A 26825-nucleotide genomic window follows, 5' to 3' on the forward strand; every position below is an offset into this window, starting at 1 on the left:
ATTGGTTAATAGCCATTACTATCTAATTTTTATTCAATAGACCTCCACTCACTTTTATTGCTTTTTAGTGACATTTAAAGTGAGTGAGAGCTTAGTTTTTACATTGCCTCATTGCCTCATTGGCTCGGTAAAAAAGACACTCTGTATAGGAGTCACCCATGTCTACCTCTAAAATATCAATGGCTAAAAAAGACCACAGCGAGGCTATTGCTGCCTTACAAACCCGTTTCGATAAACAACTTACTACCAATATAACGGTACGTGAGCAGCATGGGCATACGATGACGTGGCTTGCCAATCAGCCACCCGATGCCGTCTTGACAGTACAAGATAAGCACGAGGTAGCAGCTGCGGTGGAGATTTGCAATCAGTATCAAATGCCAGTGATTGCATTTGGTATTGGCTCATCCTTAGAAGGGCAATTAAATGCCCCATATGGTGGATTATGCATCGATATGCATGCGATGGATGCAATATTGCAGGTACATAATGAAGATCTGACGGTGACCGTACAACCAGGCGTCACACGTGAGCAGCTCAATCACTACTTACGTGATACAGGACTGTTTTTTCCAATAGATCCGGGTGCCAATGCCAGTATCGGCGGTATGGTCGCCACTCGCGCTTCAGGCACCAATGCGGTACGTTATGGCACGATGAAAGATGTGGTACTGGCGCTTGAGATAGTCACCGCGAGTGGAGAGATTGTCCGCACTGGTACCCGTGCCAAAAAATCTGCAGCCGGTTATGATTTGACGAGATTAATGATCGGCTCAGAAGGGACACTTGGTATTGTTACTGAGGTGACGCTTAAACTATTCGGCATCAGCGAGTGTATTGGTAGCGGTATTTGCCATTTCACAACGATTGAGGATGCCTGTCAGGCAGTGATGCTGACCATTCAAATGTGCTTGCCGATTGCGCGCATTGAGCTACTTGATGCCATGCAAATTAAAGCCTGTAATCAATATGCCAATCTTGATCTGGATGAGACACCTACCCTATTTGTAGAGTTTCATGGCACAGATGCCAGCGTCGCTGAACAAGCTCAACTGTTTACGGATATTATCGAAGAATTCGGCGGTCGTGACTTTGCTTGGGACACCAATGAAGCCGAGCGCAAACGTCTGTGGCAAGCACGGCATAACGCTTATCATGCCAGCTCTGCTCTACGTCCTGAAGCCAGCGCCTTATCGACGGATGCTTGTGTGCCTATTTCACGCTTGGCTGAATGCGTCAGTGCAACAGCAAAAGACATCGAAGCGTCAGGTATGATTGGACCTATCGTCGGTCACGTCGGCGATGGTAATTTTCATGTTTTGTTATTGGTCGATACCGATAATCCTGAAGAAGTTGCTACCGCTGACGGCATTATTAGCCGCTTAGCTACCCGCGCTATTGAGATGGATGGCACTTGTACAGGTGAGCATGGCATCGGGCAAGGCAAACAAAAATATATGCAGCAAGAGCACGGTAACGCCTTAGTGCTGATGCAAGCGATTAAATCAGCCCTTGACCCTAAAAACATCTTAAATCCGGGTAAAATATGGCCTGAACCTTTACCCGCTGTTTAACTGTCGAATGGTGCTTATAAGAGATCAAAGCCTAAAAAATACCACTACGTTTAACTAGAGTATTAAACGTAGTGGTATTTTTTAGACTAATTTCATAACATCTGGTCAATCGCCATTTGGGTCAGTACGCGTCCACGAGCGGTGCGTAATACATAGCCTTGCTGGATAAGATATGGCTCAATCACATCCTCAAGCGTACCGCGATCTTCAGCCATTGCTGCTGCTACCGCTTCAACGCCAGCTGGACCACCATCAAAACGTTCGTGCAATATCTCAATATAACGTCTGTCCAAATGATCAAGACCACGTCTATCAACTGCCAGCATATCGAGCGCACTGCCCGCAATCGCGCCATTGATGCTACCGTCGCCTCTCACTTCAGCGTAATCGCGTACACGGCGTAATAAACGATTGGCAATCCTTGGCGTACCACGCGCGCGACGAGCAATCTCCACCGCGCCATCTTCACTCATCGGTACACGCATCAAACGGGCGGCACGACTCACAATCGTGGTCAAATCAGCAATATTATAAAATTCGAGCCGCTGCACAATGCCGAAACGATCACGCAATGGTGAGGTCAATAATCCTGCTCGCGTGGTTGCCGCGACTAAGGTAAACGGCGGTAAATCAAGCTTGATAGAGCGTGCCGCAGGCCCTTCACCAATCATAATATCCAGCTGAAAGTCTTCCATGGCGGGATAAAGTATTTCTTCAATAACGGAACTCAATCGATGAATTTCGTCGATAAATAGCACATCACCCTCTTCTAGATTGGTCAACATGGCTGCCAAATCACCGGGACGCTCAAGCACAGGTCCTGAGGTAGAACGCAAGTTACCACCCATTTCACGAGCAATAATATTGGCAAGCGTCGTTTTTCCAAGACCAGGCGGACCAAAAATCAAAGTATGATCTAATGCCTCACCCCGACCACGCGCTGCGCCAATAAATACCTCCATCTGCTCACGTACCACTGGCTGACCAATGTATTCAGCCAATAATGCCGGTCGAATATTAGAATCAGGCGCATCGCCTGCCCCTTCGAATGGATTAATCAAACGATCTTGTATCATAGGTTTTATCATTATATTAAATCATTATTTTTAAAGAATAGGTAGTAAATAGCATAACCAAACGCTACGTATAAGTCATGCAAAACATCATAAAGCAGCTACCAAATAAAGCACAGCCTAAAACGAAAATAAGCGACAATGAATGTCGCTTATCTGTTTAAGAGTTATTGATACTTATTAATAATAGTGAGCTGAATGAATCAAAATCCTGACAACTGTTGCAATGTGGCTTTTAGTAAACCTTGCGTATCGGCAAAGGTATTACCATTACTCTTAGCGGCTTTAATCGCTTGCTGTGCCTCTCTTTCTTTATAGCCCAAGCTAATCAACGCGCCTTCTACCTCAGCGATGATGCTGCCCTCGTGAGACACCTCAGCAGGTTGCATGGCAAACTCTAAATGACTGCTATCGACTTCGATATTTTTCAGCTTATCTTTTAGCTCAATCAATAAGCGCTGCGCTGTTTTTTTACCGATACCCGGAATACGGGTTAATGCCATCTCTGACTCTTGCTCGACATGCATCTTTAGCTCAGCAGCTGACATCGCAGATAGCATTGCTAACGCCATTTTTGCGCCAACACCATTGATTTTAATCAATTGCCGAAAGACATCACGCTCTTTGCGATCGATAAAACCATAAAGCAGTTGCGCATCTTCACGTACATGAAAGTGCGTCCAAATGCTCGCCTGCTCATTGAGACGCAACTGGCAAAATGACGGTAGCGGCAGCTCTATTTCGTAGCCGACACCAGAGGTAGTCATGACACAGGCAGTCGGTGCCATCAAATACTGCACTTGACCACTAATCAATCCAATCATAATCCACTACCTCTATTAGAGCTGATATAAAAAATAAACTGAGCTGCTATTTAATTATAAATGCTATTAAATAAGCATATCTTGTTGGCAACGCTTATTTATAAAAATCGACCATACCTTCAAGGCTGATTGGACGAATTTTATGCGCTTGCCCAGCTGAGCCAAAGGCTTCAAAACGATTGGTACAGATATCTGACATTGCAACCATAGAGGCTTTGAAGTATTTACGCGGATCAAATTCGCTAGGGTTTTCTGCAAGGAATTTACGAATAGCGCCCGTTGATGCCAAACGCAAATCGGTATCGATATTTACCTTACGCACACCATGCTTAATCGCTTCAACGATTTGCTCAACCGGTACACCATAAGTCTCACCGATGTTGCCACCATTTTCATTGATAACTTTTAGCCACTCTTGCGGCACTGATGACGAGCCATGCATGACCAAATGCGTGTTAGGAATACGCGCATGAATCTCTTTTACGCGCTCAATCGATAGAATGTCGCCTGTCGGTGGACGGGTGAATTTATACGCACCATGACTGGTACCGATAGCAATGGCTAACGCATCGACGTTGGTGTCTTTAACGAACTGTTCTGCTTCATCAGCACTAGTCAATAGCTGCTCGTGATCTAAGACGCCTTCTGCGCCAGAGCCGTCTTCTTCACCAGCCATACCGGTCTCAAGGCTACCTAAGCAACCAATTTCACCTTCTACAGAGACGCCGCACGCGTGTGCCATCTTGACAACTTCGCGAGTCACGCTGGCATTGTAATCATAATCCATTGGCGTTTTACCATCTTCACCGAGCGAGCCGTCCATCATCACTGATGAAAAACCAAGCTGAATTGAGCGTTGGCAAATCGCTGGTGACATACCGTGATCTTGATGCATAACGACTGGAATATGTGGCCATTCTTCGATAGCAGCAATAATCAGATGACGCAAAAATGCAGAGCCTGCATAACTGCGTGCACCAGCACTAGCCTGTACGATAACAGGAGAATCACAGGCGTCGGCTGCCATCATGATTGCACGCATCTGCTCTAAATTATTAACATTGTAAGCAGGGACACCGTAGTTATTTTCGGCGGCATGATCTAGAAGTTGACGTAACGATATTAAAGCCATAAGACGCTCTCTGATTAAATTTTGAATATGATATTAAGAAATCATTCTTAAAAATACGATGTTGCAACAATTGCCCTAAAACCCTAGCCTGATAATAGTCAGACCAGCAAAAAACCGGTGTTTTTTGATCGTAATTATTACGCCGTGATTATAGCAAAAATTGCCAGCGCTTCGTAGCGGTTAACCGACTATTTCTTTCTTTGCTTGATTCATAAAACAGAATGATAGCGAGTTTCATAAAACAATTTGATAAGTTCCATATGATACGCAGCTAATTGAAAAAAATGGATAAACCTTGTGCACCATATTTTTGACTGACTAAGGCCTACCCTCAATTCAATCAATGGATATTTAAATGGGCTAAAAATGAGGACACACCCTAACCTCTAGATTATGATTTTAAATACAAAAAAGCCTTGGCTATCACCAAAGCTTTTTAAATATTTTGAGGGCTTATACAGCAATCAATATCTGCAACCAACAGCTTAATAAGCTATTCATCAATCGATAAATTAATAGCTCAATGGCTTAGGTTCAGTTGCTTATGTATTGATGATTAGTACTGTTGTTCTGCTTCTACTGCGTTTTCACTGGCTTTATTCTCAACAGCAGATGCGCCATCGGCAACCACTTCAGCAGTTTTGGCAACGGCTTCATTTGCGCCTACCACAACTGCTTCACCAGTGTTTTTTAGTGCATCTGTAGCAGCAACACCGGCAGTTTCAGCGCCTTCGGCAACTTCAGTACCAGCATTTTGTGCAGCAACTTCAGCTTCAGCAGCGGCGGCTTCTGTTTCAGCAGCGGCAGTATCAGCATTAGCGGCAACATCATCACCAGCAGACTCAACAGCAGCTTCGGCGTTCTCTTCTGTTTGTTGGCTACATGCAGTGATTGCAAAAGTACCAGCAAGTACGCTAGCAAGTAATAAATGGCGTTTTAACATAATAAATCCCTCATAAATAAAGCATGTCAAATACATGATTTGCGCTATTTTATAGAGTGCAAATTAGACATGCAATCATAATTTTCAGTATAGAAACAAATAATTACTACTTAATAATAATGAGTGGCCACTGACTCTTATTTCTCTTAAAACAGTAACATAAGAATAGTAGCCAAAATATTATTGATACAGCGTACATGAGATGGTGAGGCTAAATTGTACGGCTAATGTTACTCATCTGCTAAATATCGTTAAAGCGTTACGCATCAATCTGTAGAGCAGCAACCGCAGGCAATACTTTGCCTTCTACAAACTCTAAAAATGCGCCACCCCCTGTTGACATGTAGCTAACGCCATCTGCCACTTGATATTTATCAATTGCAGCAAGCGTATCACCACCACCAGCGATCGAAAATCCTTCGCTGTTTTTAACGGCATTTGCTATGATTTGTGTGCCCTGACCAAAAGCATCGACTTCAAAAACACCGACCGGACCATTCCATAAAATGGTTTTTGCGTTGATAATAGCATCCGCTAATTGCTTGGCACTTTCTGGAGCGATGTCCAATATCATGTCATTTTCGCCAATCGCATCGACAGATTTGATGGTCGCAGTGGCTTGTTGTAATGAGCCTGTGAAGTCAGAAAAATCAATCTCATTTTTATCAGCAACGACAACATATTCAGGTAATAAAATCTCAGTCTTAGTCATAATGTCACGAGCTGTCTTAACCAAGTCCGCTTCATACAGTGACGCACCAACGCTATGACCTTGCGCGGCTAGGAATGTATTTGCAATACCGCCACCAACGATAATCTGCGAGCATAATTCAGACAAACTGTGCAGCACTTCTAGCTTTGTCGATACTTTTGAACCACCAACGATTGCCAACATTGGCTGTGCTGGGGTCTCAAGTGCCAAGCTTAACGCATCAAGCTCAGCCGCCAATAAAGGTCCTGCACAAGCTGTTTTTCCTGCTCGATGCATAGCTTGGGTAACGCCTTCTGTTGAGGCCTGCGCACGATGTGCGGTGCCAAATGCATCCATCACGAATACATCGCATAAGTCAGCGTACTTCTGTGCTAAATCCGCATCGTTTTTCTTTTCGCCCTGATTAAAGCGCACGTTTTCTAATAGCACGACCTCGCCTGCTTTAATTGCCACGCCTTCAGTAAGGTAGTCATTGTTTAAGCTAACGGGCTTTGAAAGTTGTGTGGCTAATTTATCGCTTAAATACTCAGCAACTGGTGCTAGCGAATATATCGACTCAGGACTGCCTTCAGCCGGACGACCTAAATGTGAACAAACTATAACGGCCGCGCCTTTTTCTAACGCCATCTTAATCGTAGGCAAACTGGCTTGCAGGCGTGCATCACTGGCGACTTTACCGTTTTTAATAGGCACATTGAGATCTTCACGAATCAACACCACTTTATCCGTTAAGCTCAGCTCACTCATACGCAAAAAATTCATTACCTGCTCCTATGCATTATCTCTTGTTAATCTATCGGTTGGCTTTTTACTCATTGCTGAAAATATTTATCAAATCGGCTGCTCTTGTCTGTGGCTTTATAAAAGTAACCAAGCAAGAATTTGAGGCGGTGTATTCTAGCAGTTTTCTAGCAAGTGCTCATAAAGAACGCACTATTAAATTTTACTCGGGCGTATCCTCATTTTGAAAATGGGGATAAAAATAAGACAAATGGCTGAATTTTAATAAAAATCAGTAACATTTCGTGGTGGCACTTAGTAATAAGGCTGTTTAAGATGCTATTAGCACTGATAATAAATAATACCTACAATAAAAATAACCCATTAGGAGAACCCAATGAGTATCGACCTTCAAGCCGCCAAACAAAACCTACTAACACTTAAAGAAGAATATGAGACTCGTATCGATAAAATCGAAGATCATATCCAAAACCCGCAAGACGACCTCAATGAGCATTGGGAAGACCAAGCCATCTCTTATCGTCAAAACGACATGCGTACAAATTTGATGGGTGAAGCCCGTCAAAGTTTGATCTATGTCGAAAATGCACTAAGCCGTATTGAAAACGGGACTTATGGTAAATGTGAAGTCTGCGGTGAGCAAATTGAAGAACAGCGCTTACAAGCTCTGCCTTACGCTACCCTATGTATGGAACACGCTGAATAACGACTCATTTTACTCTAAGACAGCCATTCCAAATCAAAGTTCTAGTGATCAAGTAGGCATTTTCCATTGAGAGAATGCCTGCTGCCATTGTTTACAGCGCATCGCGATTTGATCCACAGGTAAATCCATAATATCCCCAACGACCGCCACGTAAGTAATGGGCAAACCTGCCAGTTCGGTGACATTTTCTGCCGTCAAGCCACCTATGACACATATCGCTATATTTTGCTGACAGCCATCTATAAGCTGCTGGCGCGTGATAATATTGGCGTTAGGTTTTGTATTTGAGGTAAAAATCGCACCCATAGCGGCATAGCTTACGCCCTCATTTTTTGCTTCTTCAACCAGTTCTATCTTGCCATGACAAGTGCGTCCGATCACTTGGTTTGGTTGTAGTTCGTGCTTAGCATCGGCAACTTCGCCATCTTGTTGACCCAAATGCACACCAACGCCGAGCTTGGCAGCCAGTTTAATATTGTCATTGATGACGACTGGTACGCTGTACGCTTTCGCCAACTCAACTATTTGTCTAGCCTCTTCGTATAGACGAGACTCACCATCAGGTAGCGCCAATATCTGCTTGCGACGAATTTGTAACAGCGCAATGAATCCTGTTGCTAGTGCTGCTTCTAATTTGCGATACAGCAGCGCAAACTCATCGTCATTGGTCAGTAAATATAGCTTTGGCACTGATATAACAGTCGATATTTGAGTCATGTTATTTTTCCTAGAGTGTGTCCTCATTTTAAAAATGGAGATAAAAATAAGATAAATTTTTAGCCCATGTAAAAGTCCATTGATTAAATTAAAGACATACCTTAAATTCAACACAATAAAAAGGCTGTTATATCGAATAACAGCCTTTTTATAAATGCTAAAACAGTAAAGTTATACCGTGCGGCGTGTCGCTAAACTGTTTAGAATATTTTTGGCATCACCCCAACGTGTGGCTGAGCTGTTCGCTCCTAAGATGACGATAATTGCTGGGCGGTTATTCACACGTGTTTCCATTACCACACAACGACCAGCTTCATTGATGAAACCTGTTTTTGAGATACCAATTGGATAATCACCGGCACGAACCAAGCTACTGGTGTTATTGGCTTTATAAGTACGGTTACCACTTGAGTAGTTAGACACATAAAAGTCATAACTCTTGGTGGTCGAGAAACGACGAATCACGTCATAGTTACCCGCCGCGCGAACCATTTTAACCAAGTCGTTTGATGAAGCGACGTTGCGCTTATCAAGACCCGTTGGATCACCAAAGAAAGCAGTGGTCATACCCAGATCTTGAGCTTTGCGATTCATGGCACGTATAAAGGCAGTATAGCCACCTGGATAATTACGCGCTAAACTCTTTGCTGCTGGATTTTCTGATTTCATCAATGCCATGAGCAACATCTCAGCACGATTCAAACGATCACCTGATTTAAGGTTAGAGCTGGCTCGCTTAGGACCGACGAAATCTTCTGGATCGAGTGTGAGCTCTTCACGCATATCGAGACCAGCATCCAATACGACCATGGCCGTCATCACTTTAGAGATACTGGCCATTGGACGCGCAATGTCAGCATCTTTTTCATAAATAGATTCGCCCGTTTCAGCATCGATGACCGCGACACTACGCGAATCAGTGCTGATCGGTATCATGTTACTGCTACCAAATGAGCCACGATACGTTGTATTATAGCTATTACTGCTATTGTAACTGTTATTACTACTACCGAAGCTATTGGCGTTAGTGATACTGGTCGTACCATTGCCACTATCAACTTTCTTGATAGCTGAGCCTTTGGATTTATACATAATATTGCGTGCTTCAGATAAACTATCAGCACCGCCCCAACTCATGCGAGCACTAGAGCTAGTGTCAGCGCTACCATTAATAGTAAGTGCGGCTTGTGCAACACTGCCCAAACTCAATGAAATCATAGCAGCGATTAATTGCTGTTTGGTTAATGGTAGTTGCTTCATTATGCCTCCTGCTGTCACGATGCTGTTAATTAGAGAATCAGTTACATACTAACCAATAGCAACAACGTACGTAGCGTTTATGAATGGGTTTATAAGTACTCGTATAGAGTTTTTGTATTTTTAGTGTATCATGGTTTGCATTTAAGTTTAATGTATCAAGCTGATTTAATAATTTATTTTGGTGTAATTCAAATTTTACTACAACCACTTTATATTACAGAAACATTGACTCACATTTCAGCAATATATCTTAACTTTGAACACTGCAATTATTCGTTTTTTGTTATATTAAACAATGGTATCTATCTAAAAGATTAGCAATATTTTATTTTTTCAAAAACTAAAAAAACGACTCTAATGATTTTATTTTTTGTCATTTAGCGTCAATAAAAGCCTTCATTCTGACAAACAACAAAGAGTATCGTTATGATTAAAGTACTGGTAGTAGATGATCATGATTTGGTGAGAATGGGTATTAGCCGCATGTTGTCAGATAGTATCGATATCGAAGTAATCGGCGAAGCGGACAGCGGTGACATGGCCATCAAATTGGCCAAACAATTGCGCCCTGATGTGGTTTTGCTTGATGTCAATATGCCTAATATTGGTGGGCTTGAAGCAACCAAACGCTTAATTCAGCTGGATATAGGTATCAAAATATTGGCCGTCAGCAGTATGTCAGCGCAGCCTTACCCTTCTATGCTTATCAAAGCGGGGGTCAATGGCTATATCACGAAGGGCACGCCGCTCGATGAGATGATTCGCGCTGTCAAAAAAATCTATCAAGGTGGTCGTTATTTTAGCCAAGATGTCGCTGAGCAACTGGCTGATGTTTTGCTGTCAGATAATGCCAACTCACCTTTTGACTTACTGAGTGATCGCGAAAAACAGGTGGCAATGATGGTAGTTAACTGTCAAAGCCCGCAGCAAATCGCTGACCAACTATTTGTGAGTGTCAAAACCATCAACACTTACCGCTATCGTATTTATGAAAAAGTTGGGGTTGATAGCGATGTGAAGTTAACACATTTGGCCATTCGTCATGGTCTAATTCAGCCCTAACTCATTAGGGCGTGTCCTCAATTCAATTGATGGACCTACATGGGCTGAAAATGGCTAAATTTTATCAAGTATCGTCAAATATCCTGATATTAATGGCGATATCTTCCTTGCTTGATTGTAATTTATCTCATTTTATCTCTATTTTTAAAATGAGGACACGCCCTAGCAACTGTTCCCTTATTGCGGTCAATCTATGAAGCCTGCTACTAATATCGTCTCTGCTGTTACTCACTATTTGCATCGTGATGACACGCTATCTCTACCTCAATTGCGCAGGTTAGGGCTTATTTATAGCAGTTACCGCTTTGCTGTTAGTCTGTTTTCTTTCCTGATGGTGTATATCACCGCTCACTCTGACAACAGCCTCTCTCTACCAAGCTTTTTACAACAAACAACGCTTAGCTTTTATTTCCTGCTTAGCCTTATTTTACTTGGCTTGTTTTATGCCGTTAATCAGCAAATGCGGCGGCAGTTGGCCTTTGGTTTAGTATTAGACGTCATTATATTAAGCTTATTGCTATATACAGCGGGTGCGCCTGATTTACAGTTGACCATGCTATATATGGTGGTCGTCGCAGCGAGTTTTATGTTGCTACACGGCTCACAAGCCTTAATTATTACCTTACTCGCTATTATTTTTGTCATTTATCAGCAATTCTTTTATGCCATTGCCAATAGCATGAGCTTAACAAATTTAGGGGACGCATTGCTCATGTCAGCCAGCTTTTTGGCGGTTGGTGGTTTGAGCTGGTCCATCTCACAGCGTTTGGTACAACTTGAAAAAGTAGCAGCGAGTCACGCTAAAGAAGTTGAACGATTAAACGTCATCAACCAAGAAGTCATCACGCAAATGGTTAATGGTGTCATCGTCATCGATAAACAGCATATCGTTTTAGCAAACCTTGCCGCTCACCACTTACTTAGCCTTTCGCCGACCCCTTCCGCATCATTGCATAACACCTCTATTGATACAAAAGATACTCGAAACAATACTCGCAGTGCACTCTTATCTAACTTTCAGCAGCAGCTTGGTCAACAACATACGCAGCTATTTAAAGCCTGTTTGTCAGTAGCGGCAGGCCAATCACGCACCTTTATTTATGATTTGCCTGCAGTCGCAAACGCTTCCATATTTGGTAAACTGCGCGTACAAATCATTCCATTAAAGGATGACAGCAAACTGATAATGTTAGAGGACTTACGCCGCGAGCAAGCCAGTGCCCAACAATTAAAACTGGCTTCTTTAGGGCAATTGACGGCGAGCATCGCCCATGAAATAAGGAATCCTTTGGCAGCGATATCACAAGCCAGCCAATTATTAATGGAAGATGTTATAGAAGCCAATCTAGAAGTCGATACAGCAAATAATACGATAACGGCGACTATCTCAAATGATGATATGGCAGCGAATCATGAGCTTTATCAAATGATATTTTCACAAACAAAACGCGTGAATCGCATTATCGAAGATGTACTAAAATTGTCTCGCCAGCAAACTGCAAACCAGCAGGCGATTATATTGGCAGACTGGATGCCAACATTTTTAGAGAACTACTTTCAAGGACACGATATTTTTCTACACGTAAAAACACAACCGACCATATCATTCGACACACATCAACTAGAACAGGTCTTAATCAATTTGATTAACAATGGCTTGCGCTACAGTAGCTTCGCCCACCCTCATGCCTATGTGGAAATCGAGATTTATTGTGCGGATAACGATGTTATAATTGATATCTTGGATGCTGGTCGTGGGGTTAGCACCAAAGACTTAGAACATTTATTTAATCCATTTTTTACGACAGACCAAGCAGGGACAGGCTTAGGACTGTATTTATCACAAGCTTTTTGTGAGGCCAACCAAACTCGCTTGCTTTATATTCCTGAACATGAAAAAACCTGTTTTCGCTTGATAGCACCTGCTATTGGCGCTGATACTTATGTAAATAAAACTGAATATAATGTTAATACCACTATTTTATAAATATTAACGTTACCAAGTATTAACGTTATATCGAATACTTTGCCATTAAGGCCTCTTGGTTTTTACCATTTTATAGCTATTGAATACGATGAGATGATGTATGACAACAACCGCGCTAGTCGTTGATGACGAAGTGGATCTGTGCCGATTGATGCAAATTACTTTGACCAAAATGGGCATTAAAAGTGATGTAGCATATACTCTGTCACAAGCAAGATCATACTGGCAAGACAATGATTACGATTTTTGCCTGACCGATTTAAAGCTGCCTGATGGGTCAGGACTAGAGTTGGTAAAAGAAATTAGCAATAGCTCTAGTACGCCCATTGCCGTGATTACTGCTCACGGCAGTATGGATCTTGCCATTGAGGCATTGAAGCTTGGTGCTTTCGACTTTGTGAATAAACCTCTTGAGTTACCGCGCCTACGTCAACTGGTAGAAAATGCTTTAAAAGTTATTCATCAAGACAATGAAGCAAAAGCCACAGCCGAATGCTCACCTGAACAAAAACTGCTGGACAGTAGACTCATTGGTGATTCTGCGGTGATGCACCCACTGAAAAATACTATTTTAAAATTGGCACGCTCACAAGCACCTGTATTTTTGTCAGGCGCTTCGGGTACTGGTAAAGAAGTGGTTGCCCGATTGATTCATGATTTAAGCCCACGCCGTGATGGTAGCTTTGTACCAGTAAACTGTGGAGCAATACCATCAGAGCTAATGGAGTCAGAGTTCTTTGGTCATAAAAAAGGCAGCTTTACGGGAGCTGTCGCTGACAAACAAGGGCTGTTTCAGCAAGCCAATGGCGGCACGTTATTTTTAGACGAAGTGGCTGATTTGCCTTTAGCCATGCAGGTAAAACTACTGCGCGCCATTCAAGAAAAAACGGTGAGAGCCATTGGTGATACCAAAGAGGTTCCCGTAGATATTCGTATCTTGTCCGCCACCCACAAAAATCTAAACCAATTGGTACAAGACGGTGCGTTTCGACAAGATTTGTACTACCGTATCAATGTGATTGAGTTAAAACTGCCGACACTCAATGCACGTCGTGATGATATCCCTGTATTAGCCAAGCACTTTTTAGCATTAATTGCTGATGAATGGCAGTTAGAGAACCCACCGATACTCACTGTTGAGGCATGCGAACGTTTGCAAGATCATAACTTTGCGGGCAATGTTCGTGAACTGCGTAACGTCCTTGAACGTGCAGTAACCCTAGCAGAGACACCGCACATTGACATCAGCCACTTGGGTTTGCCTGATATTGATATAACCCATCACCGCGCAGTCTCTCAAGATCAGAAGAGTGAGCCAGCGGTTGTCAATAATACTCAACATTCTGAGCGTCAAACAAACAACCAAATGGTCGCTCAATCGATAGAAAATAGAGAAAAAGTCATTCAATCTATGGATGAGACTATAGCGCCACAGGTCAAGCAAGTGACGACCAACTTGCACCCTTATCGTACTAACGCTCAGCACTACCCTTCTATGATACAGCGTTCAGAAAGCCATCATGCAGAAAACCCCAACCATACAGCCCGTCACAATCACGAAGAATCTATCACTAATCGATCTACTCTGCAAGAAAGTGATGAAAAAGCAATTCTAAGTAAATTAGAGGATGGTCAGTTACCCTCTCAAGGGTTAGAGCACTACCTACAAGAACAAGAAAAACAGTTGATTATTACCGCGCTAAAACAAACGGCTTGGAATAAAACGCAAGCAGCTGAACTATTAGGCACCACTTTTCGCTCGTTACGCTATCGCATGAAAAAACTAGAGATAGCTGAGGATCAATTCGAGCCATAGCATTCGCCATTTTTGAATAACGTTAAATGATGATATTTTAACGTTGATATATTGCGATAGCCTATCTTTAAGCGAGCTTTACTGAACCCTATTGCCTGCCACTGCTTTATCGACTTTGGCAGGTTTTCGGACAAAACGAATGCCCGAATCAAGTGCTTTTGTTTTTAGTAAAGCAAGCGCTTGCTGCTCCCATGTACTTTCACTTCCTGACAAGGTCATATCAGGCTCTACCCCGATTCCATCGATCTTATTGCCTGACGCTGTCATGTAGTTGGCGACGGTTAGTTTGACAGCCTGCTCATCATTCAGTGGGATGACCGACTGTACAGATCCTTTACCATAGCTGACTTCACCAACGATTGTGGCACGTTTTTGTGCTTGTAAGCTACTGGCCAGCACCTCTGCCGCTGACGCCGAATAGCGATTTTGCAGCACCACCACTGGCAATGATTCAAGTATCGCCAGACCTTGAGTGGATAGCGTACGCGTGTCACTTTGACGACCTTTTACTTGTACCACATCAGTGTCGCTCATAAACAAACTGGCCACGCTCACCGCCGACGTTAGCACCCCGCCTGGATTATCACGCATATCGAGCAAGATACCTGTAATAGGTGCGTCTAGATCTATCAAGCCTTCCAAGAGTTTTTCACGGCTATTATTTTGAAAGGCAGGTAACTTGATAACAGCGATACCGTCAATGAGACTTGCCTCGACCGTTTGAGGGTGGCTGTTATTACGCTGCAAGGTGGTGGTATGTTTGCGGCGACCAGCTTTTGAGGTGATAACATCTACTTGCGTACCCGCAATCCCTGTCAAAAGTTGCTCGATATCGTTACTTTCTTTATCTTCATCAAGCTTGAAATCACCGACTTGATGCAAATAATCGCCAACCGCAATGCCCTTTTTATCTGCAGGCGATGCATCAATAACCTCTGTAATCACCCAATAGCCATCTGTAGGCTGATAATTGACTTTGATACCCACATCACCCACATCACCTTCGGTAAAGGCACGCAGATTTTCATAAGCCTCAGCATCTAAAAATTCAGCATGACTATCTAGCTTAGTCAACATACCACTCAACGCATTATTGAACAGCTCTTCATCGTTGACCGCATCTACATATTCACGGCGTACCAAATCTACTACCGCAACAAACGTCTTGAGCGTTTCTGGAGAAATGGCATTCAATGATACTTGCGCAACCTCAGGTGGAATACTGACATCGATCTCGTTCGTGTCATCGGTCAAGGCACTCTCATCTGCGACACTGTCTATCGAATCGTCAACTTGGTCGGCCGACTCAAGCATATCAGCGACATCTGATAAATTATTAGCGTCATCTTCTGTGGCTATCTCATCGTTATTTAAGCTAATCAGTTGTAGACTGGCGGTGGGATTATTGATGGTCGCATTAGCTGGTGACATCGCTGCTTGTGCGTACATACTGGCAGTGCTGAGCCCAAGCAGACCTATCATCAATGCAGGTTTAAAAATAGTCGGCGCAGTGAATACCTTCATTGCTTGTTTGCCCAATCGCTTCGTCACTGGTAAGCGCATAAAATAAATAGAACGCATAAGAGAACTCGTTTAATAATAGAATTATTTTTATAGATATATGGATGAATATTTATCTCATAAGATAGCATCAAGAGCCAGTCTAAGACTAGGAGAGTATTGCAAGTAACATTCACGATAACTGATATGATTTCATCAAATGATGAGTAGCGGTGTCAAGTTTGTTTAGCAGGCGAAATATCATGCTTACCCTTATTTTTCTCACTATCCAAACATTTAAAGATAATAAAGTCAGCCAAATATCTCTTAAAAAACAGATCAAAAAAAGGAGAGACAATAAATATCTCTCCTCTTTCTATTACTTCTAACAACGCTAGTAAGTTGTCAATATAATAGTATTAAATGCCTGACTTACAACGCTGGAACCAGTAAGCTTTCGCCCGTCATTTCAGCAGGCTGCTCAATATCCATCAGCGCCAAAATAGTCGGTGCGACATCGCTCAACTTACCACGACTACGTACTTGTAGCTTTTTCTCACCCACATAAATGAGTGGCACATGTTCAGTGGTATGTTGAGTATGTACTTGACCGCTTTCGTAATCTTGCATCTGCTCACAGTTGCCATGATCTGCTGTGATAAGCATATCACCGCCAGCAGCGCGTACCGCTGACTCAATACGGCCAACACAGACATCTAGCGCCTCTACTGCTTTTACAGCCGCATCAAAAATCCCTGTATGCCCGACCATATCACCATTGGCATAATTGACAATTAACACGTCATATTTGCCTGATTCGATGGCAGCCACTAATTTATCAGTCACTTCAGGCGCACTCATCTCTGGTTTCAGATCATAAGTCGCCACATCTGGAGAGGGTACGAGAATACGTGTTTCACCCTCATACTCTTCTTCACGACCACCGCTAAAGAAAAACGTCACATGTGCATATTTTTCAGTTTCAGCGATACGCAGCTGAGTTTTACCATTGTCTTGCAAATACTCGCCAAGCGTATTGGTCAACGACGTAGGATAATAAGCAACGCTAGTTTTTGGATTGTCTGCTAAAACATCAGAATATTTGGTCAACATCACAAATGCCGCAAGTTTTGGCTGCTTATTACGGGCAAACCCTGAAAACTCATGATCTGGCAAGACAAAAGCTTGCGCCAGCTCACGGGCACGGTCAGCACGGAAATTCATAAAGATAAGCGCGTCATTGTCATCAACGGTATATGGCACCTCATCACGGCCAATGACTACGGTCGGGTTAATAAACTCATCGGTCTCGCGTGCCTTATAAGCAGCTTGTACTGCGCCATCTGCACGCGTAGACAGACGATCAGCTTTACCTTCAGTGATAAGCTCATAGGCTTTTTGGACGCGATCCCAACGATTGTCACGATCCATTGCATAATAGCGCCCAATGATACTGGCAATCTGTACGCGGCCGCCTTCATAATGAGCATTAAGCTTATTGATATGATCGCGCAGACGATTAATATACTTATCCGCCGATTTAGGTGGGGTGTCGCGTCCGTCTAAAAAACAATGAACAAAGACATTTTTGGCGCCGTGCACTAACGCCGAGTGGCACATTGCTTCGATGTGATCTTGATGCGAATGTACACCACCATCTGACAGCAAACCCATGATATGGACGTTACCACCCAACTCGTTCGCGACTTTTACCGCATTGACTAAGGCTTCGTTTTTATAAAATTCACGATTGGCCACTTCACTTGAGATACGAGTCGAATCTTGATACAGAACGCGACCCGCGCCCAAGTTCATGTGCCCAACTTCTGAATTGCCAAACTGCCCATCTGGCAAACCAACATCTTCTCCAGAAGCAGATATCAATCCATGCGGATATTGCTGATAAATCCTATCCAAATTTGGCATATTGGCGGCAGCAATCGCATTATCCTTATCGTCTTCACGATGCCCAAAACCATCTAATATCATTAAGACATGCGGCACTTTCTTATTTTGATCGCCATCCTGCTTACTATTGAGCTGAGCCTGATTATCATCGATAAATGCTGATTGTTGCTGGGTATTGGTCATGGATTACCGCTCCTCAAGTGAATGAACGCCTATAATGCTATATTAGGATGTTTAAAGCCCTCTATATTAACACACATCTTAAAATAGCTGAAAAATCGTCATTTTACGTCCACCCTTAAGCGTTAAAGCATACTTATTTAAAACACATCTATACAGTAGAAAAGGCAGTTAAAACTTAATAGCTATAATGCCACTCTCTAAATCTACGTATCAATCTGTAAATCATACTTGCAATCATTCAAACCATTCGTTAAGATAATTATATTCTGAAGTGTTGGCTAGTAGATGTTTATTCCCTGAGCCGATAATGCTTTACCAGGATGTGGTACCTATTGCTTCATTGTGTATGCCTGCACCGCTTGCGGTGTATCAGGAAACCTGCAGAGGCAGTGACGCATCCGCCCTGAACTTCACGGTTCATGGGTCACCATCTTACAGCGGCACTTCGGTTGTTCTATTCGGTTAATTATTATCTTATTTATATTCGGTAGGTTTACTTATCAACTCATAAAGACTTAGTAATAACCATTAAAAAGCCCCTTTTATCATTGATAAAAGGGGCTTTTTCTATGTTACCGATTAATTTAACTATTCGTCATTAGCAGATTTGGTGATTTTTTTCACATCCTTGGGAATGGTTTTTGCTGTCCCATCAATCGTTGTATGCTGTTTAAACCCATCACCAAACGGGTTTTGTTGTTGACCGAACGGATTTTGATTATTCATACCACCTGCGCCGCCGAATGGGTTTTGACCGCCCATGCCACCAAACGGATTTTGTCCGCCGCCCATCTGTCCACCCATTTGCTTGGCCATCATTTCCATCATTTTTTGCTGATTATTCATGACATAATTATTAGCAAAGTCTTTGAGCTTCTTTTGCACGGGTGGCAATATCACCAATAATGCGAGTAAATCGCTCAGCACACCTGGAATGAGTAGCAAAATACCAGCCGCTGCCATGGCCACACTTTTCATCATGGTTGATTCTTGCGGACGCATTGATGGGTTCATCATGCCACCTGCTTTCATCTGCTGTGCCATTGGATTGAGGGCAGCCATCCCTTTACGCAAGAGGGAGATACCAATGACTGCGGCGATAATAAACCACATAAATACCCACCAACCACTCATAAACTGAGCAAGCAAATACCAAAGTAGCATCTCGATAATAAACCAAACAATGGCAATACCAACTATCTGACCCATAAAGTGTCGTCCTATAAAATAAAAACCAATAAATTGAGCGCCATGCAAATTAAGATGGCTAACATATGATGTATATGGGGATTGATTGCTATACTATCAAACTTAAGGCTGATTTTTAAGCCATATAGTCGGTACAATATAATTTGAATACAAGGAAGATGAGTAAAAGTACTACGAGTAGTAGGCTGAGCGAGTCTGACACCGTATCCAATTTATATAGTATTGAATATAAAATAAAATGTAAGCAAGATAGGATATTATGGCAATTATTATTGGAATTGATCCTGGTTCGCGCATGACCGGTTATGGCATCGTGCAGCAAACAGGCGACAAACTCACCTATATCGATGCAGGTACCATACGTACCGACACCAAAGAGATGCCTGAACGTCTAAAGCGGATTTTTAATGGCTTAACGCGCATCACACAGCATCATTTGAAATATGCAGATGAGCCTATTTATACGGCTATCGAGCAAGTGTTTATGGCAGAAAACCCTGACTCAGCGTTGAAACTTGGGCAAGCGCGAGGTGCTGCTATTGCCGCCATGGTTGCTCTAGACTTAGAAGTATCAGAATATACTGCACGCCAGATTAAGCAAGCTGTTTGCGGTTATGGCGCAGCGGCAAAAGAGCAAGTGCAAGAGATGGTCTGCCGCATACTATCTTTGGATGTCGTGCCACAGCAAGATGCCGCCGATGGTCTTGCCTGCGCCATCTGTCATGCGCATTCAAGCCATTCTATGAATAAATTAATATTAAACAGCGCCATGCGTGGGCGCGGTGCATCTAAGAAAAAAGGCCGCTGGCGTTTGACAGAAGAAGATCTAGGCAATTTGCGTTAAGAACGCTTATAAAACAAGCATAAAAAAACACGCGTTCAAATGCCGCGTGTTTTTCGAACTATCTAAGTTATTTATACTATCGTTTTGCTATAAAATAGCTTTACTATAAAAATGCAACGGCTTAAACCGACTACTCTGCGACGGCACTTTCAATCACTGCATCCAACACATAAGCATATGCTTCGCCTTCTGTACTATTGCTATCGTCACTGTCTAATGGGTAACGCTGTAGACGTAATACTTCATCGTGCATGCCATCATGCTGATAGCCATCGATTTCACCCGTAAAGACTGCCCACTTGCCTTCGCTCGTTTTAATACCTTGGTCATCATAGGTAATGGGTTTCACTTGTAGACACATCTCTGAGCCATTATCGGTGCAAGGTATCATTTTCGAGCTTACTGCCCAGAATACGGTCTCACCTTTACTATTATACTTGGCTTGTGAGGTAAGCCTGCCTTCCCAAATCAACGTTGCTCCGACACTGGTCACTTGGGTTAATATTGGCTTATCACCCTTGAGACTATCATCCTGAGAGTTATTGTCTTTAGCGTCACCATCTTTGACACTGTTAGCTTTCACTAATATCAACTGGCTTTCACCTTGCATCAGCTGACTTAAACTATTTTCAGCCTTATCAAGCTCACCACAAGACATTTTCGTACTCATACCCTCTTCAACAGTCAAAGTGTGACCTTGCAATTGGTAGCCGGCGCTCATAGTATTACAGCCAACGCTATAACTTAACGTATTCTCACCTTGGTATTGATTAAAAGACAAACGCACTTGGTCTTTAATATCCGTCAGCATGTTTAATGGCTGTTCGCCTTTGTCCATTACAGACATCAATATCCAACGATAACGTGAAAGATTGGCAATCATTTTCTCTTCATCGCTCATCTTATCCATCTGAGTATCCTCCGTTACTGCATCAGCGTTCATCTCTATGCCATCACCATTTATTGCATCAGCGCTTGTCTGAGTGCCTTCTTGTACGTCACTTTCATTGGGTAAAGAAGCATCTTGGCAAGCACTTAATGCCAAGCTTAGTGCCAACAAACTTGGTAGTAAAGTGAATCGAATTGGCCGTTTTTTAACAGATGAGGTCATAGCAGTCATACCTTGTGGTTATCCCTTTTTTAAGTCAAAGTATTTAAAAAATCAGGTTAAATATTTAACAATAAGGGGCTGATGATATCCACTTTATTAAAGCGTCACAATTCACCACTATAGCGCCGTTGATTACCATGGTTGTAACAAAGTGTTTATTTTTATGGATTCATCGTAACTGCTATTTTAATATTTAAAAGTACCATAAAAAATCAATGGTCTCAGATAATTGAAAATTTCATCAATTATTCAAGACCATCAATGATGTCACATTTTTAATTTTTCGCCCTAGTCTTACTCGTTTGTATGAGCAATTTTGGCTTTTGCCATATTTTTAATACTGAAACGCTCATTCATCATTTGATAAAAACGCGCAAGATTTTCGCCCTGCTCATTCGGATTTACGTTCAGGACTTTACCAAAATCCAAACCGAGATATAGGACGATATCAGCAAAGCTTAATTGTTCACCAACCAAATACTCACGACCTTCTAAAATATTCTCAAAATAAGCAAGGGCTTTAACAGCCCGTGCAACAGATGGCGCGACAAACTCTGGGACTTGCTCAACACGTTGGGCTTTGGACGGATGGCTGTGCTGAAAGGCCAGCATAAAATTATATAATACCTCAAACTCAGCAATGCGGCGCATAGCGCACACTTGCGCACGTTGTATTACATCATTACCCATCACCGAACGCTCACCATAGACACGGTCGAGATACTCACATACAGCCTGTGAATCATTAAGTACCGTGCCATCCCCTAGTATGAGAACTGGCACGGTCTGCATTGGATTTATTTTGGTGAACTCGTCTGACATTTGCTCATTGGCAGCAAAATCAATGTCAATCACGTCCACATCATCCATATCATCGACATCGATGCCTTTTGATGCTAACAAAATAAGGGCTTTACGTGGATTGGGTGCAGTACGGGTGACGTATAGTTTTTTCATGGCAAACTCCTTGTAAGATTGAACAAAAGCGATTCAACGCTATCTGGTTTTATTATGGTTATTACGCTGTTGATGATAGATAAAGAATAGCCGTACTCTATACAACAGTTATATCCTACTCTGCTCATCATAGCAAAGCCTTATTGAGCTTGCTTTTTTGATCAGAAACTAAATAAAATAAAACCCCACGACTTTACGTCATGAGGCTTTGTTTTATTCTAATCATCCAATCATGCTACTTATTTATTGGGTGCAGGCGTGGTACGTAAATAAGGCTTAATTTCTGTATAACCTTTAGGGTATTTAGCCGCGATATCTTCGTTTTTGACACTTGGTGGAATGATGACATCATCACCGTCTTTCCAGTCAACTGGCGTCGCAATATTATATTCATCAGACAGTTGCAGAGCATCAATGACACGGATAATCTCGTCAAAATTACGACCACAGCTCGCAGGATAAGTCAGCGTTAAGCGGATTTTTTTATTTGGATCAATAATGAAGACACTGCGTACCGTATGCGTGCTATCTGCATTTGGATGCATCATGTCGTATAGCTCAGCGACTTCTTTGTGCGGATCAGCAATGATTGGAAAATTTAGCTCAGTACCTTGCGTCTCACCAATGTCTTTTGCCCACGCATGATGGTCATCGATACCATCAACAGAGATACAGATTGGCTTGACACCACGCTTTTGAAATTCGCCATTCAGTGCCGCTGCACGACCAAGCTCAGTCGTACACACTGGCGTAAAATCAGCTGGATGGGAGAAAAAAACCACCCAATTATCGCCTGCCCACTCGTGGAAATTGATATTACCCTCTGTGGTTGCAGCGTCAAAATTCGGTGCGGTATCGCCTAAACGTAAATGTGCCATGCTTAATTCCTTAGCTATGTTAGTGATGAGCACTAATATCCAAAGATATTCGCGTGCTCTATTATTATCAACGTACTTTTTATTATCAACGTGCCCTGTCAGATATTACACAATAACTCAAAGCACGTCAGCAAAAATTCTATTTTATCTTAGCAAACTGGTTATAACTGTCTTGTGAAGGATTGTAATGCGGTTATTCTGTTTATTACTAAGTAATTTAGCATAGACTTAACGAATGAATCAAATCACCATTCCAGAATCCCACAAACAGAAATCACCGAATTTACCTTTTTTACTGGTACCACCTGCTGCACGCCCAGCATCTGTTAATGTAAGCTCACCTTCTTGCTCTTGTAAATATCCCGCTGCAAGCAACTTATCATTTAACTCTTGTGTCTTAAAACCCAGCTCTTTGGCAAGCTTCGCCGTCGTTAATTTAGAGTAATTAGGCGTTGCCGCTTCTGTAGCAGTAGGTATGACCGTTGTATTAGCATTATTGCTAAACATTGTATGACTGGCAGTAGCAGTATTATCAGTCCTACCATCAGATTCAGTCACTTTTTCAAGCGACATGCGCACTTCATCGCTGATACGAATAATGCGCTGTGCCTCCTCATAAGTATCGGCATATAGTTTGGCATCTTCATTACGATAAATCAGCACGCCCATTTCATTATTATTGACTTGGCTAAATTCATAAAGGTTCAAACTGGTAATGATGCATTCGTTTTCATTGAGGTAGCACTTCGCATGCAAATTTTTGCAAAAGCTGGTACGAATAAAAGTCAGATTTTTGAGCCAGTTTATTTCTTCTGGGTGCAAATCATTCTTGCCATAGACAATGCGAATATCGATTTTTAGGCGATTACGGTCTTCTAATAGCTCTTTAATACGCTCATTCAGCTTTAAATAGGGACTGATGATAATCAACCTATCAGACGCATTTTTAATCAATTCTTCTAAATGGTAAGTCGTGCCACTGCTGTTTAAAAATTTTGCCATTATTATTTCCTCAAGTCTTACGATCAATCACTTTATAATCATGCACAAAAAAGCCCATCCCTAGCGTACTAGAAATGGGCAAGCTTGCAAACTACTATTGTTCAGTAGTTTTTCAAATAAGCGCTAATGCCGCTAATAGTGATAAATTAAGCTGGCTTATAGCTGTCACGCAAGCTGACGATTTGGTTAAAGACTGGTTTGTCAGTGCTATGGTCTTCGCTATCAGAGATAAAGTAACCTTCACGCTCAAACTGGAAGCGTGTGCCAGCGTCCGCATTCACCAATGACGGTTCCACCACGGCATTGAGTTCAGTCAACGAGTTAGGATTCAATGCTTGATGGACGTCAGCGACGCCACTTGGGTCTTCAACACTAAATAGCTGCTCATACATGCGAACCGTTGCTGGAATGCCTTGGCTAGCTGATACCCAATGAATCACGCCTTTAACCTTACGACCTTCAGGATTTTGACCCAATGTCGTCGGATCAATCGTCGCTTTTAGTTCGACCACATTGCCCGCTTCATCCGTAATGTGCTCAGTCACTGCCAATACATAGGTATTACGCAAGCGGATTTCTGGCTTTTCTGGCGATAGACGCTTATACCCTGCTGGGGGCTCAATCTCGTAATCGCCTTGATCGATATAGAGAGTCTCGGTGAATGGAATCTCACGCTCACCCATGTCGACATTAGGATGGTTTGGCTGCGTGAGCCATAAGGTTTGCGAAGCATCATCAAAGCGAGCGTTGACGCTGTCCGCTTTTTGCGACTCCCAACTGCTGACCGCTTCAGCAAAGTTGGTAATGGTCACTTTTAATGGCTTAAGTACCGCCATACCACGACCTGTGGTCGTCTCTAATGATTGACGAATGCTAAATTCTAATAAGCGAAAGTCAACGACACTGTCTACTTTGGTTACACCAACACGCTCACAAAAATCACGTAATCCCTCTGGTGTATAACCACGGCGACGCATGCCAGCGATCGTCGGCATACGCGGATCATCCCAACCACTAACGATATTTTCGTCAACCAACTGTTTAAGCTTACGCTTGCTGGTCAAGGTATGATCGACATTTAAGCGGCTAAATTCATACTGGTGCGGTGGTACATCAAAGCCAATTTTGTCAATGACCCAATCATAAAATGGACGATGATCTTCAAACTCCAGCGTACACAATGAATGGGTAATGCCTTCGAGTGCATCAGAGAGCGGATGGGCAAAATCATACATCGGATAAATGCACCATTTATCACCCGTTTGGTGATGCGCTTGATGCATAACGCGGTAGATAACAGGGTCACGCATATTCATGTTTGGGCTTGCCATATCAATCTTGGCGCGCAACACCGCTTTTCCTCCCGCAAACTTACCTTCTTTCATGTCATTGAAGAGGGTCAAGTTTTCTTCAACACTGGCAGAACGATGTGGTGACGCTGTGCCTGCCTCATTGAATGAGCCTCGGTTTTCTTTAATTTGCTCAGGCGATTGCAAATCTACATAAGCGTCGCCTTGTTTGATAAGCTGAATCGCCCAAGCATGAAGTTGGTCAAAGTAGCCTGACGCATGGTGCGCCTCTCCTGCCCACTCAAATCCAAGCCATTTCACATCATTTTCGATATTGTCGATGAAGTCTTGCTTTTCTGCGGTTGGGTTGGTGTCATCAAAACGCAGGTTACAAACACCACCAAACTCTTCGGCCACGCCAAAGTTTAGACAGATAGATTTTACGTGCCCCAAGTGCAAGTAACCGTTTGGCTCTGGCGGAAAACGCGTCACGATTTGTGGGTATTTTTGCGCCTTGACATCGTCACGAATGATATTGCGAATAAAATCATTTTTTTGTTCGTCTTTTTGTGCATTGTTGCTTGAGTGCTCACTCATCGGGCATTGCTCCTAACGCAAATTGTCAGTTCATGCTACGTGCCATCACGTAGCATGGAAAATTCAAACCAAATCATTAAAAACAAGTTATTAAAAATGATAATAAAAAGCTAAAGTTGCGTTATTCTATCAGCTTTTGCGAACGCATTAACAGCCTGATACATGACACGAGATAAAAAAGCCGTTAGACTAGCCATAACTTTTTAATCACCAACTTTTTAGCCACCACTTAACAGCGTCATTTTAGGCGCTGCAATCAAAGAGGAATATCACATGGTAGACATGCCACCAGTAGTAGAACTAGACACCAATATGGGTGCGATCGTTATCGAACTCAATGAAGAAAAAGCACCAAAAACCGTTGAAAACTTTTTAAACTATGTAAAATCTGGTCATTATGACGGTACGATTTTCCATCGCATTATTGACGGCTTTATGATTCAAGGCGGCGGAATGGACGCTGAAATGAATGAAAAAGCGACCAATGCTCCAGTTGAAAACGAAGCAGACAACGGTCTAAAAAACGACGCTGGTACGATTGCAATGGCGCGTACGCAAGATCCGCATTCAGCAACCAGCCAGTTTTTCGTTAACGTAAAAGACAACGATTTCCTAAACCATTCTGGCAAAAACATGCAAGGTTGGGGCTACACTGTATTTGGTAAAGTAACAAGCGGTATGGACGTCATCGAAAAAATGCGCGGCGTACCTACTGGTCGTTTCGGTATGCATGCTGATGTGCCAAAAGAGCCAGTGGTTATCAAATCAGCGACTATTATTTCTGAATAATCGTTACTCAT

Annotated in this window: 22 protein-coding genes and 1 other RNA gene; 8 read left to right on the top strand and 15 right to left on the bottom strand. The window is 42.6% G+C overall.

Annotated features, from left to right (window positions below):
- Window positions 1–158: 158 nt before the first annotated feature.
- A complete protein-coding gene (locus JFC08_RS00090) occupies window positions 159–1574 on the top strand; it encodes an FAD-binding oxidoreductase (RefSeq protein ID WP_227697561.1) in 1416 nt (471 codons plus the stop codon).
- 92 nt (window positions 1575–1666) lie between these two features.
- On the opposite strand, the gene ruvB is transcribed toward JFC08_RS00090, so the two are convergent.
- The 5 genes from ruvB to JFC08_RS00115 form a co-directional block, all read right to left on the bottom strand.
- Window positions 1667–2647 (bottom strand): Holliday junction branch migration DNA helicase RuvB, encoded by a 981-nt coding sequence (ruvB, locus tag JFC08_RS00095; protein ID WP_045447074.1) that lies wholly within the window; start codon window positions 2645–2647, stop codon window positions 1667–1669.
- Between the two features lie 203 nt (window positions 2648–2850).
- The gene (gene ruvA / locus JFC08_RS00100; protein ID WP_198329253.1) at window positions 2851–3471 is read right to left on the bottom strand and encodes a Holliday junction branch migration protein RuvA; all 621 of its coding nucleotides are present in this window, start codon (window positions 3469–3471) and stop codon (window positions 2851–2853) included.
- 94 nt (window positions 3472–3565) lie between these two features.
- A complete protein-coding gene (gene fba / locus JFC08_RS00105; RefSeq protein ID WP_045446949.1) occupies window positions 3566–4603 on the bottom strand; it encodes a class II fructose-bisphosphate aldolase in 1038 nt (345 codons plus the stop codon).
- A gap of 556 nt (window positions 4604–5159) precedes the next feature.
- A complete protein-coding gene (locus JFC08_RS00110) occupies window positions 5160–5546 on the bottom strand; it encodes a hypothetical protein (RefSeq protein WP_045446952.1) in 387 nt (128 codons plus the stop codon).
- Window positions 5547–5805: 259 nt separating this feature from the next.
- Entirely contained in the window at window positions 5806–7020 is a 1215-nt protein-coding gene (locus JFC08_RS00115) for a phosphoglycerate kinase (protein WP_198329254.1), read from the bottom strand.
- 355 nt (window positions 7021–7375) lie between these two features.
- Here JFC08_RS00115 and JFC08_RS00120 point away from each other — a divergent pair, with 355 nt between their 5' ends.
- Window positions 7376–7705 (top strand): TraR/DksA family transcriptional regulator, encoded by a 330-nt coding sequence (locus JFC08_RS00120; RefSeq protein ID WP_198329255.1) that lies wholly within the window; start codon window positions 7376–7378, stop codon window positions 7703–7705.
- Window positions 7706–7753: 48 nt separating this feature from the next.
- Here JFC08_RS00120 and JFC08_RS00125 read toward each other — a convergent pair whose 3' ends face one another.
- A complete protein-coding gene (locus JFC08_RS00125) occupies window positions 7754–8422 on the bottom strand; it encodes a thiamine phosphate synthase (protein ID WP_198329256.1) in 669 nt (222 codons plus the stop codon).
- Between the two features lie 171 nt (window positions 8423–8593).
- The gene (locus JFC08_RS00130; RefSeq protein ID WP_045451193.1) at window positions 8594–9682 is read right to left on the bottom strand and encodes a serine hydrolase; all 1089 of its coding nucleotides are present in this window, start codon (window positions 9680–9682) and stop codon (window positions 8594–8596) included.
- A gap of 426 nt (window positions 9683–10108) precedes the next feature.
- Here JFC08_RS00130 and JFC08_RS00135 point away from each other — a divergent pair, with 426 nt between their 5' ends.
- The 3 genes from JFC08_RS00135 to JFC08_RS00145 all read left to right on the top strand — a co-directional run bounded on the left by JFC08_RS00135 (window position 10109) and on the right by JFC08_RS00145 (window position 14547).
- Entirely contained in the window at window positions 10109–10744 is a 636-nt protein-coding gene (locus JFC08_RS00135) for a response regulator (RefSeq protein ID WP_198329257.1), read from the top strand.
- Between the two features lie 193 nt (window positions 10745–10937).
- Window positions 10938–12731, top strand: a complete 1794-nt coding sequence (locus JFC08_RS00140; protein WP_198329258.1) for a sensor histidine kinase — start codon at window positions 10938–10940, stop codon at window positions 12729–12731.
- Between the two features lie 100 nt (window positions 12732–12831).
- A complete protein-coding gene (locus JFC08_RS00145; protein ID WP_198329259.1) occupies window positions 12832–14547 on the top strand; it encodes a sigma-54-dependent transcriptional regulator in 1716 nt (571 codons plus the stop codon).
- Between the two features lie 78 nt (window positions 14548–14625).
- Here the strand turns inward: JFC08_RS00145 and JFC08_RS00150 are convergent, their stop codons facing one another.
- Window positions 14626–16128, bottom strand: coding sequence for a S41 family peptidase (locus tag JFC08_RS00150; RefSeq protein WP_198329260.1), 1503 nt, complete (start codon window positions 16126–16128; stop codon window positions 14626–14628).
- A 351-nt stretch (window positions 16129–16479) separates the two neighbouring features.
- On the bottom strand, window positions 16480–18138 hold the full coding sequence (gene gpmI / locus JFC08_RS00155) for a 2,3-bisphosphoglycerate-independent phosphoglycerate mutase (RefSeq protein ID WP_198329261.1): 1659 nt from the start codon (window positions 18136–18138) through the stop codon (window positions 16480–16482).
- 260 nt (window positions 18139–18398) lie between these two features.
- Between gpmI and ssrS the strand changes: the two genes are divergently transcribed.
- A non-coding RNA gene (gene ssrS / locus JFC08_RS00160) (6S RNA) lies at window positions 18399–18594 on the top strand.
- A gap of 132 nt (window positions 18595–18726) precedes the next feature.
- Here the strand turns inward: ssrS and JFC08_RS00165 are convergent.
- Window positions 18727–19347: an FxsA family protein gene (locus JFC08_RS00165; RefSeq protein WP_055123798.1), complete on the bottom strand. Its 621-nt coding sequence runs from the start codon at window positions 19345–19347 to the stop codon at window positions 18727–18729.
- A gap of 259 nt (window positions 19348–19606) precedes the next feature.
- Here JFC08_RS00165 and ruvC point away from each other — a divergent pair, with 259 nt between their 5' ends.
- Window positions 19607–20191: a crossover junction endodeoxyribonuclease RuvC gene (gene ruvC / locus JFC08_RS00170; protein WP_045446965.1), complete on the top strand. Its 585-nt coding sequence runs from the start codon at window positions 19607–19609 to the stop codon at window positions 20189–20191.
- Between the two features lie 130 nt (window positions 20192–20321).
- Here ruvC and JFC08_RS00175 read toward each other — a convergent pair whose 3' ends face one another.
- The 5 genes from JFC08_RS00175 to JFC08_RS00195 form a co-directional block, all read right to left on the bottom strand.
- Entirely contained in the window at window positions 20322–21302 is a 981-nt protein-coding gene (locus JFC08_RS00175; RefSeq protein ID WP_198329262.1) for an META domain-containing protein, read from the bottom strand.
- A gap of 294 nt (window positions 21303–21596) precedes the next feature.
- Window positions 21597–22259 (bottom strand): glutathione S-transferase family protein, encoded by a 663-nt coding sequence (locus tag JFC08_RS00180; RefSeq protein WP_045446968.1) that lies wholly within the window; start codon window positions 22257–22259, stop codon window positions 21597–21599.
- 239 nt (window positions 22260–22498) lie between these two features.
- Entirely contained in the window at window positions 22499–23137 is a 639-nt protein-coding gene (locus JFC08_RS00185; protein WP_198329263.1) for a peroxiredoxin, read from the bottom strand.
- Between the two features lie 240 nt (window positions 23138–23377).
- Window positions 23378–24139 carry a phospholipase D family protein gene (locus JFC08_RS00190; RefSeq protein WP_198329264.1) on the bottom strand — a complete coding sequence of 254 codons (762 nt, stop codon included), beginning with the start codon at window positions 24137–24139 and terminating at the stop codon, window positions 23378–23380.
- A 146-nt stretch (window positions 24140–24285) separates the two neighbouring features.
- The gene (locus tag JFC08_RS00195) at window positions 24286–26025 is read right to left on the bottom strand and encodes a glutamine--tRNA ligase/YqeY domain fusion protein (protein ID WP_198329265.1); all 1740 of its coding nucleotides are present in this window, start codon (window positions 26023–26025) and stop codon (window positions 24286–24288) included.
- Between the two features lie 273 nt (window positions 26026–26298).
- Between JFC08_RS00195 and JFC08_RS00200 the strand changes: the two genes are divergently transcribed.
- Window positions 26299–26814: a peptidylprolyl isomerase gene (locus tag JFC08_RS00200; protein WP_095849316.1), complete on the top strand. Its 516-nt coding sequence runs from the start codon at window positions 26299–26301 to the stop codon at window positions 26812–26814.
- The last annotated feature ends 11 nt before the right edge of the window (window positions 26815–26825 follow it).

The organism is Psychrobacter cibarius (assembly GCF_016107535.1).
Lineage (GTDB): Bacteria > Pseudomonadota > Gammaproteobacteria > Pseudomonadales > Moraxellaceae > Psychrobacter > Psychrobacter cibarius.

What these genes read in the sequence shown, in the direction of transcription:
- JFC08_RS00090 (WP_227697561.1), top strand. Translation starts at nt 159, where the DNA reads ATGTCTACCTCTAAAATATCAATGGCTAAAAAAGACCACAGCGAGGCT.
- ruvA (WP_198329253.1), bottom strand. Translation starts at nt 3,471, where the DNA reads ATGATTGGATTGATTAGTGGTCAAGTGCAGTATTTGATGGCACCGACT.
- fba (WP_045446949.1), bottom strand. Translation starts at nt 4,603, where the DNA reads ATGGCTTTAATATCGTTACGTCAACTTCTAGATCATGCCGCCGAAAAT.
- JFC08_RS00110 (WP_045446952.1), bottom strand. Translation starts at nt 5,546, where the DNA reads ATGTTAAAACGCCATTTATTACTTGCTAGCGTACTTGCTGGTACTTTT.
- JFC08_RS00115 (WP_198329254.1), bottom strand. Translation starts at nt 7,020, where the DNA reads ATGAATTTTTTGCGTATGAGTGAGCTGAGCTTAACGGATAAAGTGGTG.
- JFC08_RS00120 (WP_198329255.1), top strand. Translation starts at nt 7,376, where the DNA reads ATGAGTATCGACCTTCAAGCCGCCAAACAAAACCTACTAACACTTAAA.
- JFC08_RS00125 (WP_198329256.1), bottom strand. Translation starts at nt 8,422, where the DNA reads ATGACTCAAATATCGACTGTTATATCAGTGCCAAAGCTATATTTACTG.
- JFC08_RS00130 (WP_045451193.1), bottom strand. Translation starts at nt 9,682, where the DNA reads ATGAAGCAACTACCATTAACCAAACAGCAATTAATCGCTGCTATGATT.
- JFC08_RS00135 (WP_198329257.1), top strand. Translation starts at nt 10,109, where the DNA reads ATGATTAAAGTACTGGTAGTAGATGATCATGATTTGGTGAGAATGGGT.
- JFC08_RS00140 (WP_198329258.1), top strand. Translation starts at nt 10,938, where the DNA reads ATGAAGCCTGCTACTAATATCGTCTCTGCTGTTACTCACTATTTGCAT.
- JFC08_RS00145 (WP_198329259.1), top strand. Translation starts at nt 12,832, where the DNA reads ATGACAACAACCGCGCTAGTCGTTGATGACGAAGTGGATCTGTGCCGA.
- JFC08_RS00150 (WP_198329260.1), bottom strand. Translation starts at nt 16,128, where the DNA reads ATGCGTTCTATTTATTTTATGCGCTTACCAGTGACGAAGCGATTGGGC.
- gpmI (WP_198329261.1), bottom strand. Translation starts at nt 18,138, where the DNA reads ATGACCAATACCCAGCAACAATCAGCATTTATCGATGATAATCAGGCT.
- JFC08_RS00165 (WP_055123798.1), bottom strand. Translation starts at nt 19,347, where the DNA reads ATGGGTCAGATAGTTGGTATTGCCATTGTTTGGTTTATTATCGAGATG.
- ruvC (WP_045446965.1), top strand. Translation starts at nt 19,607, where the DNA reads ATGGCAATTATTATTGGAATTGATCCTGGTTCGCGCATGACCGGTTAT.
- JFC08_RS00175 (WP_198329262.1), bottom strand. Translation starts at nt 21,302, where the DNA reads ATGACCTCATCTGTTAAAAAACGGCCAATTCGATTCACTTTACTACCA.
- JFC08_RS00180 (WP_045446968.1), bottom strand. Translation starts at nt 22,259, where the DNA reads ATGAAAAAACTATACGTCACCCGTACTGCACCCAATCCACGTAAAGCC.
- JFC08_RS00185 (WP_198329263.1), bottom strand. Translation starts at nt 23,137, where the DNA reads ATGGCACATTTACGTTTAGGCGATACCGCACCGAATTTTGACGCTGCA.
- JFC08_RS00190 (WP_198329264.1), bottom strand. Translation starts at nt 24,139, where the DNA reads ATGGCAAAATTTTTAAACAGCAGTGGCACGACTTACCATTTAGAAGAA.
- JFC08_RS00195 (WP_198329265.1), bottom strand. Translation starts at nt 26,025, where the DNA reads ATGAGTGAGCACTCAAGCAACAATGCACAAAAAGACGAACAAAAAAAT.
- JFC08_RS00200 (WP_095849316.1), top strand. Translation starts at nt 26,299, where the DNA reads ATGGTAGACATGCCACCAGTAGTAGAACTAGACACCAATATGGGTGCG.